A 14,948-nucleotide genomic window follows, 5' to 3' on the forward strand; every position below is an offset into this window, starting at 1 on the left:
CAGCCGGATCGGCAAGGCACCGTCGCGCACGCATCGAGGCGATTCGACCACGACTGATCGGAGCAAACCCATGCCGGGCAAGAAGAAGCAGCGCGAGTTCACGCAGGCCGACATCGAGCACGTGATCGTGGATCTGTCTCAGCGAAGACAGGCTGCGCCACAAACTCGCAAACCGGGTCGTCGGTCCGCAAACGACAGTGGAACAGGCGTAAGCGCCCTGCCCATTCAGGATCAACTCTTCGACACTGCGTAAGCAGTACCCCGTTAAAGACAAAGCTTTAACCCCTGAAACCCGGACATCTCTATTTAGCTGGAAAGCGGACATTCCAGAATGGCTTTGACATGGGTGTAGGAGCAATATGAGAATGTCGTGTTTCTGAATGCCGACAAGCTGGTGATTCACTGCGCGATCGCAGGAACCTCAAGAATCAAGCACCCCGTGGGCCAGCCCCGGCGAAAACCGGACGCCGGGCAGGTATACTGCCGGTCTTCAAACACCGGTATTCAGAAGGAAACGCATGTCGAACGTGCCAGCTTGCCCGCAATGCGCGATGGAAAACACGTACCCCGACGGGGACAACTATATCTGCGCCGACTGCGGCCATGAATGGCCCATTGCGGCTGGCGAGTCCGACGACTCTCACGCGGACACTGTCGTCAAGGACGCCAACGGCAATGTCCTTGCCGATGGTGACTCGGTCGCGTTGATCAAGGATCTGAAGGTCAAGGGCTCGTCGATCACGCTGAAAATGGGCACGAAGGTCAAGAGCATCCGCCTCGTCGGCGGTGATCATGAAGTTGACTGCAAGATGGACGCCGGCAACTTTATGCTCAAGGCCTGTTATCTGAAGAAAATCTGAACGTAAATCGATTTCCGAGCCTTTTCACCAGCAGCGCTAAAGATCGTGGTTTCCCAAACCCGATTGGGCAACGTCGGCGATCCGTGATCGCTCATCGTGGTCGTGACATTGATCGAGGGCTGACCGCGAATCTGGATGCACGTCGACGTCGGCCAGCACCTTACTGTTTGCCCCCATCCGCATGTCTGACCGTGCAAATCAGATCGGCCTCAGCCGCAACCACGCCATCTACTTCGGCGCGTGCCTTGAACTTCCAGATGCCGCGCATATGCCGCTCGAACGTCGCGTTCAGGATCAGCTGGTCGCCGGGTTCGACCACGCGCTTGAAACGCGCGTTATCGATGCCGGCGAACAGATACAGCGTGTTGGCCGGATCATGCGGCTCTTCCGAGAGGGTCAGCAGCGCGGCCGTCTGCGCGAGCGCTTCCAGAATCAGCACACCCGGCATCACCGGACGACTCGGGAAGTGGCCCATGAAGTACGGTTCATTGATCGACACGTTCTTCAGCGCCTTGATGCGCTTGTGCGGCTCGAGTTCGAGCACCCGGTCGACCAGCAGGATCGGATAGCGATGCGGCAGCAGCGTGAGAATCTTGTGGATGTCGAGATTGATTTTTTCAGTGCTCATGGTGTTTCTGCTCACGCATTGACCGCGCGATGACCACTCCGGATGCGGGTGCAAGTGGATTGGTAACACGTGCTGCCGCCGCATCGAATGCGAATGCCTTGATACGGTCGCGCAGTTTGTCGAAACATATTCCGCCCGATGACGGGCGACTCGAAGTAATCTGCGCGGACGGCGCGGAATACGTCGTCAAGGGCCACGATGCGTGCCCAGGCGTGATTCTGGTGGATGGCTTTCTGGCACACGGCATGCCCGCACGACTGGGCAACGCCGCCTTTTACCCGGCTTGCCATGCGCGGCTTTCGGGCGATGAGGTGCAGGTCGCGAATTTTGTCGGCGACGATCCTCAAGGAGACCTGCAATGTCGTGGAACCAGGACCCGGTGCGATGCCTGCGCGGGACCCCGTTGCTGACGTAGCGCAGGTGTACTTCAGGCGGTTTTTCGGCGCGGACGTGCGCCAATTACGCTTTTGGTCCGGTAGCTGACACCATGCTGATCGAGGTAGTCGCGGATCAGTTGCCGCACGACCTGTGAGGGCGTCAAGTCCTGCGCCGCGCACAGTTTTTCGAACGCTTCCTTCTTCACAGGATCGATCAGAATCGTGAGTCGAGCACTTTTCGTTTCCATGACGAGGGCGAAGTCCAATTATGTTAATTAAATTATAATACATCGGGTAGCCCGAGTCATCTTCGTGGCGCCAGAATCACAGGGTGGCCGGCGGTTCCCACATGCATCGCCGACATCCGGCCTTATAGTGACCGGGAAGCCTGCGGCGTGCAACGCACGGCACGGTGCGCTAGCTCTCCGCCCTGGCCCGCAGAAAATCCTGTCCAGCCTGGGTAATCGACGCCCCGCCCCGCCCGTTCGCGGGAACGGATACCAACCCGGCGCTACGCAGTTCCTGCGCGACGGACCAGTTTAACGTGGGCGCATCGCGGCCGTATCGCTGCTGGGCCAGACGCTCAAGCGCCCAGATGGCTGCATGGGTCAAGGGGCTGTTGTCGTTGTCACTTACCGCTGTCATCTTCTATCCTCGAGAAATGCGCCTGCTCAAGCAGGCCACGAACGTGCAGGAGTTGCTGTCCATCTGCGACAGACGCATCCGCTCAGCACGTTTGCTCATATCGATGCCAGTTAAATTTCTTGCCGTACTCGATGCGCGTGGCCGTCGCATGGAGATTGACCGCATGCATGGGTCCGAGTGCGCGGGCCCGGTCGAGCATCGCTGCCAGGGACGGAAGCCTGTCCTCTCCTTTCCACGCAAAAACAGTGACGTTGTGTTCACTGCCTTCGGACGGCGCCAGCGTCACCGCGTTCGCGAAGACATCCCTGAGCGAGCGCAGGTAGCGATGGAAGTCCGGTTCGTCGGTCACCAGATTCGCCACCAGGACGCCGTCGTCACTCAACCTGCGACGACAGGCTTCATAAAACGCCCTGCTGCCCAGCTCCGCGGGCAGGCCATCGGCATTGAAACCGTCGACCAGCAGCACGTCGGGCCGATGATCCGGAACCGTGACGTACTGCGCCCCATCGGCACACACCACCCGGAAGCGTTCACTGTCGCGCGGCACATGAAACCGGTCGCGCAGCGCGATCACCTGGGGATTGATTTCGACGACGGAAATCGTGGTGTCGGGCAAATGGCGATAGCAGTATTTCGCCAGCGAGCCGCCGCCCAGACCGATCATCGAAATGCGACGCGGGAATGGCTGGAATAGCAGGAAACCCATCATGGTCCGCGTATAACCCAGCGCAAGCGCGTACGGATCGTGCCGCAACATGGTGCTCTGCACCCCGCGCGCATCGAAGTACAGTGAAACGACCTGGTCATTCTCTATGACCACCGGCCTGCTCGCCTCCCTCATTCTTTTCATGTGCGTGATCGAAAGATTCCGGTGCAGGGACAATCGGCGGGCGTGGGCCACGCCCCCTTGCAGCGGTCCGTCAAAAGGATCGGCGTACGCAGCATGGCCGGTGCGGCCCCGTCAGGACCAGTTGCCCGGATGTGTAACTGCGTGCCCGGCTTTGCCCGCACGGACATCGCCGATATGACATCTTTCGCGTTGACGGACCGGCCGTTCGCCACGCAGATGATGTCGCTCGCGAACCGGGATGCGTGAACGGCAAGCCTCGCTGACCCGTGTCCGTTCAACCCCCACGGGTCGCCTACCTGAATCAGTGCTTCGACCAACCCACTCCCCTGTGCCTAAACCGTAACCCGGGCCCGAACCGCCGGGCGCGCTCAATGCATCGAACCTGCCATGACCTGGGCGAAGAAACCCCGCAGCAGCGGGTCCCACCTTTCACTTCCCAAAGCGATTTCGGTCGTGTCGAGCCGCTTCATTTCCCGGTCGAGGTAAATGGCGCGAAGCGATCTTGGGTGCGGCGGCCCGACAAAGAACTGGCCATCGTCATCCAGAAGCAGAAATGGCTTCTGCCTGTAGCGAGCCCCGAGCAGTGAGGTCGCATCCAGGACATGGCGGGCCGATTCCTTCTGATAGACAAAAATGACGTTGACTCCGCACTCTTCCAGTCGGTCGCAGATATCCGAAAAACGGTAAAGCATCTGGAATCCGCGTTCGCCCGCCTTGCCCACGCCGATGACGATCAATCCGCGACGACCCATTACGTCCCGCAGATACAGGTGCGTGTAGTCGTGGGACAGCAGCGGAACACTTGCATCAATCACGTCGACCTCCCTGCCGCGCGCAGGCATACACCTCGTTTCGCGCAAGCCCGGCCTGCAACGTGATCAACAAGATTCCTGCCCAAGCCTGCTATATTATTAGCATTTCAGGATAAATCAATGATAATTACATTATCATGATTTGACGATGCCCATCACAAACGAAGAACGATCAGTCCGTTCGCCGCTGCTTCCATGTACACACGCGTAGCCGACGTGCCTGAATCCCATCGCACCGGTAAAACCACCGACGACGAACATGGCCAGCATCGTCCCATGCACTTTCAGTCTCGTCCGATTCGCCAGTACGAAGGGTGCGCCGGGGTCGGTCTTCGCGGAATTCAGGTCGCAGAGCTTGCCCGGTTCGATGCCGATGTCCGTCACGATTCCAGTCATATGGGTGATACGGATTTCAGCGCAGGACAGTCTGGTGATCATGGTGTCCTGCAAACCCATGATGAAGTGCGGGAGCACAACGGGGCCTCGCTGGATCTCCCCTGTGGAACCGGATCGATAAAACTGCTAGGATGATAACGCGATTATCATCAACTGCTAACTTGATGCCCCGGGGCGAACGTACCGTCCGGGGGGAACGGAGACAACGCTGATGGAACACCTGCTGGTCATCCATTACGTGCTGCTGGTGGTTGCCGGCTGGTTGGCCGTCGGGGTTCTGGGACTCGCGAACCTGCATCGCACACGCGTGGTGGCGCACGGCCTGTTTCCACTGGGCGCCGTGTTCGGTCTGCTTCTGTGTGGACTTGGCCTCGCGGGTGTTTTCTCCGTTCCCGGGCAAGTCGTCCTGCCGTTCGGGTTGCCGGACCTGCCGTTTCATCTGAGGCTCGACGGCCTGTCGGCATATTTCCTCACGGTGCTCGGCGTGGTGAGCACAGGCGTAAGCGCGTTCTCCGCCGGCTATTTCCGCAAGGGCGAGGGCACGCCGCCCGGGCTGCTGTGCTTTGAGTATCACGTGTGCCTCGCGAGCATGGCAGTAGTGCTGCTGGCAGACGATGCTTATTGCTTCATGGTTGCGTGGGAGACGATGACGCTGTCGGCCACTTTCCTCGTGATGACCAATCACCGCATCGCCGAAATCCGCCGGGCCGCCTGGCTCTACTTTCTGATCTCCCATGTCGGCGCGCTGGCGCTCCTGCTGTGCTTCGGCCTGTTGCAGGGCAATTCCGGCGACTATACGTTCGCCGGCATGCGTCAACAGCATCTGGGCGTGTTCTGGGCCTCCGTCGCGTTTTTGCTGGCGCTCTTCGGCTTCGGCGCGAAAGCCGGCATCTTCCCGCTGCATGTGTGGCTACCCGAGGCCCATCCAGCCGCGCCGTCGCCGGTATCGGCCCTCATGAGCGGCTTCGTCCTGAAAGCGGGTCTTTACGGCGTGCTGCGCACGGTGTTTGACCTGCTGCACCTGCAAGTCGCGTGGTGGGGCGTGCTCATGCTGATGCTCGGACTCTTCACCGCGCTGTTCGGGGTGGTGTTCAGCGCCATCCAGACGGACATGAAGCGGCTGCTTGCATACTCGTCAATCGACAACATCGGCCTGATGTTCGTCAGCATGGGGCTCGCGATCCTGTTTCGCGCGTACGGAATGAGCGCGCTGGCCGCCTTGTCGTTGACGGCCCTGCTCTACCAGATCGCCAGTCATGCGACATTCAAGAGCCTGCTGTTTCTCGGCACCGGTTCCGTGCTCCACGCGACGGGCGAGCGCAATCTCGGGCGCCTCGGCGGCCTGATCCGTTTCATGCCGTGGACCGCGTGGACCGTTCTCGTTGGCGCGTTTGCCAGTGCGGGCCTGCCGCCGTTGAGCGGCTTCGTCTCCGAATGGTTGCTGCTGCAGAGCTTTCTGTTCACCCCCGGCTTGCCCGATCCGTTCCTGAACATGGTGGTCCCGCTCGTGGCAGCACTGATTGCTCTCGTGGCCGCGCTTGCGGGCTACACGATGGTCAAGTTCTTCGGCATCATCTTTCTCGGCCAGCCTCGCGAGGCGAAGTTGCGCGGTGCGCGGGACGCAAGCCAGTGGGAGCGCATCGGCTTCGTGTGGCTCGCAGCGATATGCGTGCTGCTCGGGCTGTTGCCGGTGCAGTTCGTGGTCGTTCTCGATCGCGTCACACAGATGCTGGTTGGCACCGGTATCGGACAGACCGTCGCAAGGAATGGCTGGCTGCTGCTCGCACCCACCAGTGTGGACCGGGCCAGCTACATGCCGGCGGTTTTCCTGCTGTTCTTCTTTGCCTGCTGCGGGCTCGCGTGGCTGCTGGTTCGCCGTCTTTACCACGGACGCCTGCGGCGTGCGGCACCCTGGGCCTGTGGCTTTCCGTTCGTGAACGCGCGCATGCAGGACACGGCAGAAGGGTTCGGGCAGCCGATCCGCCAGATCTTCGCGCCGCTGTTCAGGATCGAACGGCGGCTTCCTTCGCCATTCGACAGTCACCCCGTGTACAGCGTCACCGTGACAGATCGCGCGTGGACGCTGATTTATGAGCCGATCGAGCGGCTGGTCAAGCGCGTCGCGGCACTGGCCGGGTTGCTCCAGACCGGCCGCATCGCGGTCTATCTGATGCACAGCTTTCTCGTGCTGATCGTGCTCCTGATGCTGGTGAGACGATGATCACGTTTTCCGGATTGCTCTCCCAGGGGCTGGAGATCCTGCTCGCCCTGGCGGCAGCGCCCCTGCTGACAGGGTGGGTCAACATGTGCCGCGCGCGTTTGCAAAACCGCCGGGCACCGAGCATCTGGCAGCCTTACCGGATGCTTCACAAGCTGTTCAACAAGGAATCGGTCGTCGCCGGCCACGCGAGCCCGATATTCCGCGGCGCGCCCTATGTCGTCTGGGCATGCATGACGCTCGCCTGTGCGATCGTGCCCACGCTTTCGACTGATCTGCCGCTCTCGCCCGCCGCGGACGCGATCGCCCTGGTGGGTCTTTTCGCGCTGGCGCGCGTGACCATCTCGCTCGCCGCGATGGACATCGGCACCGCGTTCGGCTCGCTCGGCGCGCGCCGCGAGATGCTGGTCGGCTTCCTCGCGGAGCCGGCCTTGCTGATGGTGCTGTTTTCGGCGTCGCTGATCACGCAGTCCACCCTGCTGACCAGCATCGTCTCCACGCTCAGTCATCGCGAACTGGCAATCTATCCGAGCCTCGCGTTCGCAGGGATCGCGTTCACGATGGTGTCGCTCGCCGAAAACGCGCGTCTGCCGGTCGACAATCCGACCACGCATCTCGAACTGACGATGATCCACGAGGCGCTGATCCTCGAGTATTCCGGCCGGCATCTCGCGCTGATGGAATGGGCCGCGAGCCTCAAACTGTTTGCGTACTCCTGCATCGGCCTCGCCTTGTTCATTCCGTGGGGCATCGCGGAAGCCGGCAATCCGATGGCGCTGCTGCTCGCGATACCGGCGCTCTTCGTCAAGCTGCTGGTGGGGGGCGCGGCGCTCGCGGTAGTCGAGACGACCAACGCGAAGATGCGCATTTTCCGCGTGCCGGAGTTTCTCGCGACAGCGTTCCTGCTGGCCGTCATCGGCATGCTCGTTCACTTTCTGCTGGGGGCGTGAATGCACGGGTTCGCCACGCAGATCATCAACTTCCTGGCCGCCATCCTGTTGCTGCTGTCGTTTGCGATGCTCAGCCAGCGCCGGATCCTGTCGCTGATTCACCTGTACACGCTGCAGGGCCTGACACTCGTGACAGCCAATCTCATCCTGGGATATGTCACCGCCGACATCCACCTCTACATCTCCGCCGCGCTGACGCTGGTGCTCAAGGTCGGCCTGATTCCCTGGATTCTTTACCGGCTGGTGCAGCGTCTGAACGTAAAGACGGACGTCGAGTCCCTGCTCAATATTCCCACGACCCTTCTGGTCGGCATCGTGCTCGTGATCATTGCATTCAACGTCGCGTCGCCGGTCAGCCAGCTCGCCTCGTCGGTCGCGCGCGGCACGCTCGGCATCGCGCTCGCCTGCGTGCTGCTGTCGTTCATGATGATGATCACGCGCGCAAAGGCGATACCGCAGGTGATCGGCTTCCTGTCGATGGAAAACGGCCTGTTTTTTGCCGCTGCCGCGGCGACGAACGGCATGCCGATGATCGTCGAACTCGGCATTGGACTCGATGTGCTGGTGGGCATCCTGATCCTCGGCGTGTTCATGTTCCAGATCCGCGAACAGTTCGACAGTCTGGACATTCATCACCTGGAAAAACTCAAGGATGACTGAAGCCTGGGTACTGCTGCTGGTTTTCGCGATCCCGCTCTTCGCAGGCGCAAGTCTGGCGCTCGTGGGGCAACACCCTGTCGCGGCGGAACTCAACGTCGGGTTCAGTTTTCTGACCTTTGCCGCCTCCATGCTGCTCGCCGTGCAAACCGTGGCGCACGGGCCTGCGTTCGCGCTCGGCAAGCTGTTCTTCGTCGATCCGCTCAACGTATTCCTGGTCACGCTGACGGCCTTCGTCGGCTGGACCACGTCGATCTTTTCGCGGCCGTACATGCGCATCGAGCGTGACCGGGGCAAGATGACCGGCCCTCGCATGCGTCTCTACCACAGCATGTACCAGCTGTTCATCTTCGCGATGCTGCTCGCGCTGCTCACCAACAACATGGGCATCCTCTGGGTCGCCATGGAAGCCGCCACGCTCGCGACGGTGCTGCTGGTCAGCGTCTATCGCACGGCGGCAAGTCTCGAAGCCGCGTGGAAGTACTTCATCCTGTGCGGTGTCGGCATCGCGCAGGCGCTGTTCGGCACGATCCTGCTCTATCTCGCCGCAAGCCGGCAGCTCGGCGGCGACGACGCACTGCTCTGGACCAGTCTGAACGCGGTCAAGGGCAGTCTCGACCCGACCATCATTTCGCTCGCGTTCGTGTTTCTGCTGATCGGCTACGGCACCAAGGTCGGCCTCGTGCCGATGCACAACTGGCTGCCCGACGCGCATGCCGAAGGCCCCACGCCGATTTCCGCCGTGCTGTCCGGCCTGCTGCTCAACGTCGCGCTCTATGCGGTGCTGCGCTGCAAGGTACTGGCCGATGGCGCACTCCACAACGGCCTGCCGGGATACCTGCTGGTGGGTTTCGGACTGGTCTCGGTGCTGGTCGCCACTTTTTCGCTATTCCGGCAGAAAGACGTCAAGCGGCTCTTTTCGTATTCGTCGATCGAGCACATGGGCCTGATGACGTTCGCCTTCGGGCTTGGCGGCCCGATCGCGACGTTTGCGGGCCTGCTCCACATGACGGTGCATTCGCTGGTGAAGTCGGCCATCTTCTTCACCGTCGGGCATGCGGCCCAGAAGGCCGGCACCCAGGTGATCGACGACATCCGCGGCTTGTTGCGCGTGAGCCCAACCGTCGGGTGGGGCATGATGCTCGGGACGCTTGCGATCCTGGGCATGCCGCCATTCGGCGTCTTCGCGAGCGAGTTCCTGATTCTGACCACCGCGATGAGCCAGCTCCCGTGGGCCACACCCTTCCTGTTGCTCACGCTTGCCGTGGCGTTCGCGGCCATCTTCGTGCGCGTGCAGGGCATGGTGTTCGGGGACACGACGGCCAGGGTTCTGGAACACTCGCCGGCGTTGCTGCCGGTATTCGTCCATCTCGGCATCGGCTTGATGCTGGGACTCTATATTCCGCCCTGGCTTGCGACGTGGTATCGGCAGGCGGCGGCCATGATCGCGGGGTGACGCATGCGCATCGAGGCGTTCGGGTTTCCCAACCTGGTCCGTCTGTCGGCATTTGCGGGCAGGTCTTCGGCTTTTCTCGCACGGGTCGACCATGACACGTGGGCCCGCACCGCCAGCACGGTGCGCGAGGCGGGTGGCCGTCTGATCTCGCTGTGGGGTGCCGAAGAGACGGTGGGCATCTTCGTGATCTCCGCGGCCTATGCACTGGAAGACGGCATCCTGTGGCTTCAGTCGCCGGTGGGCGACGGGCGTGGGGAGCGCGACGGATACCCGGATATATCGGCGATCTTTCCGTGCGCGACACGCATGCAACGGGCCGTCTACGATCTGGTCGGGCTGCGTGCGACCGGCGCTGAAGATACACGGCCGTGGCTGAATCATGGCAACTGGCCGGCCGATTACTTTCCGTTGCGGAAATTGTCCTCCGGGACCGAGCGGTTTGAATCGCAGGAAGCGGACTACCCGTTCGTCCACGTCGAGGGTGACGGTGTCCACGAGATTGCCGTCGGTCCGATCCACGCAGGCGTGATCGAGCCCGCGCACTTTCGCTTCTCGGTTGTCGGCGAAAAGGTGTTGCGCCTCGAGGAGCGGCTGGGCTATGCGCACCGGGGAATCGAGCGGCTGTTCGAGCACGTGCCCGCGCTCGACGGACACCGTCTCGCGGGACGCATCGCCGGCGACACCACGGTTGCCTTTACGTGGGCCTATTGCATGGCGGTCGAGCGCGCGATGAACGGACGGATTCCGCCGCGCGCGCAGTGGTTGCGGGCGCTGCTGCTGGAGCGCGAACGCATTGCCAACCACCTGGGCGATCTTGGGGCGCTCGGCAACGATGCAGGGTTTGCCTACGGCCTCGCGCAATTTTCCCGTCTGAAGGAAGACTGGCTACGTCTGAACAATCAGGCGTTCGGACATCGCTATCTGATGGACCAGATCGTTCCCGGGGGGATGTCAACGGACGTGGATGCGCGCTTCATCACCGCGATACTGACGCAGTGCGACCAGATTGACACGCAGGTTCGCGTGATGCAGAACATTTACGACGACCAGTCAGGGTTGCAGGATCGCTTTGCAGGTGCTGGCATCCTCTCCGCAAGCGTGGCGGAGCACTTCGGTGTGTACGGGCTGGTGGGACGTGCAAGCGGCCGGAAAATCGATGTGCGCGTCGATCACCCGTACGCCCCCTACCACGAGGTTCAGGTGCAGGCAGTCAGCGACGATCGGGGTGACGTGGCCGCCCGGGTCGCGGTGCGGTTCAACGAGATCTACGAATCGGTGCGGTTGATCCGGACGCTCCTCGCCGACCTGCCCGGCGGTAACGTCGTCACGCCGGTTGAACACGCAGGCTCGCCTTCCTGTGGGGTCGGCTGGATTGAAGGCTGGCGCGGCGATGTCTTCATCGCACTCGAGACCGGGGCTGACGGGACCATTTTGCGCTGTCACTGCCATGACCCGTCGTGGCAGAACTGGCCGGCACTGGAACACGCGATCATCGGCAATATCGTTCCCGATTTCCCGCTGATCAACAAGTCATTCAGTCTGAACTACGCGGGACACGACCTGTAATGTGGCAACTTCTCAAACAGATCGCGAGAACCGGCACGCCGGATACGCGCGTGCCTGAAAGCGATGACGCGTGGCGCACCGAAAGCCAGCAGATCCAGCAGGACATACTCGACGTACTGGGCCGTGCGCTGTGCATTCGCGCGATCGACTCGGGCTCGTGCAACGGATGCGAACTGGAAATCCAGGCACTCAACAATCCGTACTACAACATCGAAGGTCTGGGTATCAGGTTCGTCGCAAGTCCCCGCCATGCCGACATGCTGCTCGTCACTGGCTCGCTGACACTGAACATGAAGGAAGCGGTGCGGCGGGCCTATGAAGCGACGCCCCATCCGAAGCTGGTCGTCGCAGTTGGCGAGTGCGCCTGCACCGGCGGCATGTTCAAGGAAAGCTACGCCGTATGCGGACCGCTCTCGAAACTACTTCCTGTCGACGTCACGGTGCCGGGTTGTCCGCCACCCCCCATCGATATCATGAGAGGCATTCTCACCGCGCTTCGTGTGAAACGCACGATGCTCGCGCCGTGATCACCGGTCACGACATACGATGCTCACAGTATTCATGCGTGAGGGTTCCGCGCACGCGCGAACGACTGAAGTCCACGATCACCGTTGCCAGCCTCGTGGCGGTGCCGGCGATGTGGGCGAGACACGCACCGGGATGAGCGCGAGCGAGGCGCGCGCAACGATGTATGTCTGAGGCGGAGAAGGCTTTGATTCAGTGGATGGCGTGCTGGGTTCCACAACACCGTCCGCACCGGTCTGCCTCGGCCCCCGGACGACGAGAACCGGGATCTGACAATGCGTGAGCACCTTCTGGGTTTCACTGCCGAGAAACAAGGCACGCATGCCGCCCCGGCCGTGGGACGCCATGACAATGAGATCGCAGTTCCGTTGCGCTGCAACGCGGATAATCGCCTCGTACGGGTGAGCGTGGTTCCTCGTCACCGTATCGCACTCGATACCGGCCTGGGTGGCCGCTTTTGTGACGGCGAGGAGATAGTTCTCCGCGTGCTGTCGGGTAACCTGAATGAACTGGTCCTCGGTGTCCGCGATCATCTCGGTGCCATACGCCAGGACATGATATTCCGGAGTGACATGGAGCCCCGTGACCCTGGCGCCGCTTTCCGTGGCAAGCGTCACCGCCATCTGGATCGCGGCTTCGGAGAGAGCCGACCCGTCAGTCGGCACCAGCAGATGCTTGAACATACGTTTCTCCTTACGTTCAGGCCTGGTCGTCTTGAAGTCCTGTCCGAAGCTCGCTGCTCGAGCCCGGCACGCCTGAATCAAGGCGATTCCTTTCAGTATAGTCAGCTTTGCGACGCCTGGCAGGCCGACTGATTCTGTGGCAGAGTACTGCGCGCGGATCTCACCGAAGTTGGATCATCCGGTGTCGTTCCCGGTTCGCTCAGAGCGCACCAGACGCACGGCCTGCGGCTTGTCGCGGGCCTTCCCGTCATTCGGCTATGTCACGCACCAGATCAAACGTTGGGTCAGCATTGTTGCGGCTCAAGCGTCTTTCGAAAAACCTGCAATGACACCCATCAAGTTCATTCTCCGCTACACGGCTGTGCCGTTCATGGCGATCGTCGCGGTCGTCTCCTGGGCCTCACATCACGCGTCCGCCGAAATCGACGCTCGACAGTACGCGGCATTATCGGGCGCCTATGCGAGCTTCCCGGTGAACCTCCGGCGTGATATCGGGCAGGCGCTGCAATCGGGGAAGCTGAGCAAGTGGGATTACTCGTCGCTTGTACGGGAATCGCTCGACGATGGGGTTGTTCTCGACTGGCCGTCAGACGCCAAGGCAGACGTGGGTACCGAACGGGAAAAGCTGACAGCACTCGTCAAGGCAGACCGACTCTGAGCCGTACCGCTACCGGACGAATCGCTGGGGCCCGTCCCGACGTCCGGTTCAGGCAAATCGTTATCGGGGTCTGGCGTGCTGCTCATGGCACCCTCCTTCATCGAAAGCGCTGCCGCGAGCGCGAGCAGGCGGCGGCCACACGGGCATTCATGACCCGGCAGACGGTGCGCCAGGCAAACTGGCCAGCACGTTGTTCTGATGGAGCCGGCACGGCGACGCTCCAACGCGGCTCCGGATGCCGCCGAAGAAACCCGCACGCAATCAAACCTTTCTTTTTCCTTTCTGTTGAGATTTAATAGGGACGGTCCTTTACCTCAACGGAGTAGCGTATGTCACCTTTTATGCAAGGCGCGGTCACCCTCGGTGGCTGCATCGGTGTGTTTGCATTTGTCGTCAGCGTGATCGAGATGCTGGCCAACTGAGACCGTGGCCGCACCGCAGGCCAGGCATTTGAACCGCAATCCGCGGAACCCTTCGCCCGACCGCGAACTGTCAGCAGGTCTTTCTTTAATCACACGATTGAACGGGAACAGAACCAGAACCAGAACGCGAAAACGCCCGCTGCGTGATGCGATCACACAGCGGGCGTGTCTTTATTCACGCTCCAGGCGACGCGTAAAAGATCACACGCGAACGTCGCGCTCGTTCAGCGGTTGTGCCGTCGCGTCCGCGATCTCCTTGCGCAACGCATCGCGCGCCTGATGCCTGCGCACCCATAGCGCCGTGAGAATCGGCACGAGAATCGCGGTCACGAGGCAGGCAGTCGCCACCATCGCCGTTGCGGCCGGCACCAGCGGCTTGAAGCGCGGAATCATCTCGCCGATGATCGCCGGATTCGCCACCGCCGCCCCCGCCGTCGACGACGCCGCGAGTCCCGCCGCGCCGTTGCCGCCCGCAATCCAGCGGTCAGCCAGGATAAGCGGAATGCCCGTCACGACGATCACGCCGAGGCCGATCAGGACGCCCGGCAGTCCGCTCGTGGCGATCACGTGCAGGTCGATGCCGTTGCCAAGCGCAAAGCCGAAGAACGGAATCAGCGGATGCACGCAGCGGCCGAACAGGTCGCGCAGGTCGCGATCGAGATTGCCGAGCACGAAGCCCACGATAAACGGCAGCACCGCGCCCGCGAACAGCCGCGGCTCGAAGAACGCGACGCCGGTCGCGCCGAGAATCAGCATGCTGATAAGCGGTCCCGATTCGACCGACATCAGCACGAACGCGCCCGCCTCTTCCCGCGTGCCGTATTGCTGCATCACGGCGGCGTAGAGACCGCCGTTGGTCATGTCCATCGAGGTCGTGATCGCGAGCACCGAGAGGCCGGCGAAGAGCCCCGCCTTCACGCCATCCACTGGAATGAAGTGCGAAGCGACGATCGTCGCGACCCATGCGACGATCATTTTCGTCACGAGCAGCGTGCCCGACTTGCGCAGGACCACACCGGTCGCCCGCAGGTTGATCGTCGCGCCCATGCAGAAGAACCACACCGCCAGAATCGGCACGGTGCCGGCAATCAGCCCGTTCGTGAAGGACCCGAAGTACTTCCCGGCGCCCGGCGCAAATGTGTGGACACAGGCGCCCAGCAGCAGCGGCACCAGCATCAGGCCGCCAGGTACGCGGTCGATGGCCTTCTTGATATTCATGCCTCCTCCATGGACTTTGCGTCCTGT

The 14,948-nt window shown here is 61.7% G+C and carries 16 protein-coding genes and 3 pseudogenes; 10 read left to right on the top strand and 9 right to left on the bottom strand.

The features are described 5' to 3' along the window. A pseudogene (locus BLV45_RS22760) lies at window positions 1-253 on the top strand (ISNCY family transposase); the annotation flags it as partial. Window positions 254-518: 265 nt separating this feature from the next. Continuing rightward, window positions 519-860, top strand: a complete 342-nt coding sequence (locus BLV45_RS22765) for a zinc ribbon domain-containing protein YjdM (protein ID WP_090536834.1) — start codon at window positions 519-521, stop codon at window positions 858-860. A 160-nt stretch (window positions 861-1,020) separates the two neighbouring features. On the opposite strand, the gene fabZ is transcribed toward BLV45_RS22765, so the two are convergent. Further along, on the bottom strand, window positions 1,021-1,488 hold the full coding sequence (gene fabZ / locus BLV45_RS22770) for a 3-hydroxyacyl-ACP dehydratase FabZ (protein WP_090536836.1): 468 nt from the start codon (window positions 1,486-1,488) through the stop codon (window positions 1,021-1,023). A 125-nt stretch (window positions 1,489-1,613) separates the two neighbouring features. On the opposite strand from fabZ, the pseudogene BLV45_RS22775 reads away from it, so the two are divergent. Beyond that, window positions 1,614-1,832 (top strand): annotated as a pseudogene (locus BLV45_RS22775) (spermidine synthase); the annotation flags it as partial. A gap of 83 nt (window positions 1,833-1,915) precedes the next feature. On the opposite strand, the gene BLV45_RS22780 reads toward BLV45_RS22775, so the two are convergent. The 6 genes and pseudogenes from BLV45_RS22780 to BLV45_RS22805 form a co-directional block, all read right to left on the bottom strand. Continuing rightward, window positions 1,916-2,113 carry a ribbon-helix-helix protein, CopG family gene (locus BLV45_RS22780; protein ID WP_090537143.1) on the bottom strand — a complete coding sequence of 66 codons (198 nt, stop codon included), beginning with the start codon at window positions 2,111-2,113 and terminating at the stop codon, window positions 1,916-1,918. 169 nt (window positions 2,114-2,282) lie between these two features. Then, window positions 2,283-2,510, bottom strand: coding sequence for a hypothetical protein (locus BLV45_RS22785; protein WP_090536839.1), 228 nt, complete (start codon window positions 2,508-2,510; stop codon window positions 2,283-2,285). A gap of 82 nt (window positions 2,511-2,592) precedes the next feature. After that, window positions 2,593-3,360 carry a fused MFS/spermidine synthase gene (locus BLV45_RS22790; RefSeq protein ID WP_143130467.1) on the bottom strand — a complete coding sequence of 256 codons (768 nt, stop codon included), beginning with the start codon at window positions 3,358-3,360 and terminating at the stop codon, window positions 2,593-2,595. After that, the gene (locus BLV45_RS22795; RefSeq protein ID WP_090536841.1) at window positions 3,357-3,677 is read right to left on the bottom strand and encodes an HPr family phosphocarrier protein; all 321 of its coding nucleotides are present in this window, start codon (window positions 3,675-3,677) and stop codon (window positions 3,357-3,359) included. Before BLV45_RS22795 ends, BLV45_RS22790 begins: the two co-directional genes overlap by 4 nt. 51 nt (window positions 3,678-3,728) lie before the next feature. Beyond that, window positions 3,729-4,175, bottom strand: a complete 447-nt coding sequence (locus BLV45_RS22800; RefSeq protein WP_176954231.1) for a hypothetical protein — start codon at window positions 4,173-4,175, stop codon at window positions 3,729-3,731. A gap of 201 nt (window positions 4,176-4,376) precedes the next feature. Then, window positions 4,377-4,649, bottom strand: a pseudogene (locus tag BLV45_RS22805) (DUF1275 family protein); the annotation flags it as partial. A 130-nt stretch (window positions 4,650-4,779) separates the two neighbouring features. Between BLV45_RS22805 and hyfB the strand changes: the two are divergent. The 6 genes from hyfB to BLV45_RS22835 are packed head-to-tail and all read left to right on the top strand — an operon-like array spanning window position 4,780 to window position 11,942. After that, entirely contained in the window at window positions 4,780-6,789 is a 2,010-nt protein-coding gene (hyfB, locus tag BLV45_RS22810; RefSeq protein ID WP_090536847.1) for a hydrogenase 4 subunit B, read from the top strand. Continuing rightward, the gene (locus BLV45_RS22815) at window positions 6,786-7,736 is read left to right on the top strand and encodes a respiratory chain complex I subunit 1 family protein (RefSeq protein ID WP_090536850.1); all 951 of its coding nucleotides are present in this window, start codon (window positions 6,786-6,788) and stop codon (window positions 7,734-7,736) included. The genes hyfB and BLV45_RS22815 overlap by 4 nt, the downstream gene beginning before the upstream one ends. Further along, window positions 7,737-8,396, top strand: a complete 660-nt coding sequence (locus tag BLV45_RS22820) for a formate hydrogenlyase (protein WP_090536852.1) — start codon at window positions 7,737-7,739, stop codon at window positions 8,394-8,396. Next, the gene (locus BLV45_RS22825; RefSeq protein WP_090536854.1) at window positions 8,389-9,849 is read left to right on the top strand and encodes a hydrogenase 4 subunit F; all 1,461 of its coding nucleotides are present in this window, start codon (window positions 8,389-8,391) and stop codon (window positions 9,847-9,849) included. The genes BLV45_RS22820 and BLV45_RS22825 overlap by 8 nt, the downstream gene beginning before the upstream one ends. Window positions 9,850-9,852: 3 nt before the next feature. Beyond that, window positions 9,853-11,415: a hydrogenase large subunit gene (locus BLV45_RS22830; protein ID WP_090536857.1), complete on the top strand. Its 1,563-nt coding sequence runs from the start codon at window positions 9,853-9,855 to the stop codon at window positions 11,413-11,415. Next, the gene (locus tag BLV45_RS22835; protein ID WP_090536859.1) at window positions 11,415-11,942 is read left to right on the top strand and encodes an NADH-quinone oxidoreductase subunit B family protein; all 528 of its coding nucleotides are present in this window, start codon (window positions 11,415-11,417) and stop codon (window positions 11,940-11,942) included. The genes BLV45_RS22830 and BLV45_RS22835 overlap by 1 nt, the downstream gene beginning before the upstream one ends. A gap of 78 nt (window positions 11,943-12,020) precedes the next feature. Here the strand turns inward: BLV45_RS22835 and BLV45_RS22840 are convergent, their stop codons facing one another. Beyond that, entirely contained in the window at window positions 12,021-12,623 is a 603-nt protein-coding gene (locus BLV45_RS22840; protein ID WP_090536861.1) for a universal stress protein, read from the bottom strand. Window positions 12,624-12,948: 325 nt separating this feature from the next. Here BLV45_RS22840 and BLV45_RS22845 point away from each other — a divergent pair, with 325 nt between their 5' ends. Then, a complete protein-coding gene (locus BLV45_RS22845) occupies window positions 12,949-13,281 on the top strand; it encodes a hypothetical protein (protein ID WP_090536863.1) in 333 nt (110 codons plus the stop codon). A gap of 623 nt (window positions 13,282-13,904) precedes the next feature. Here BLV45_RS22845 and kdgT read toward each other — a convergent pair. Next, complete coding sequence (gene kdgT / locus BLV45_RS22850) at window positions 13,905-14,921, bottom strand: 2-keto-3-deoxygluconate transporter (protein ID WP_090536865.1); 1,017 nt, start codon at window positions 14,919-14,921, stop codon at window positions 13,905-13,907. Window positions 14,922-14,948: the final 27 nt, after the last annotated feature.

This window comes from Paraburkholderia sartisoli (genome assembly GCF_900107685.1).
In the GTDB taxonomy this organism is placed as follows: domain Bacteria; phylum Pseudomonadota; class Gammaproteobacteria; order Burkholderiales; family Burkholderiaceae; genus Paraburkholderia; species Paraburkholderia sartisoli.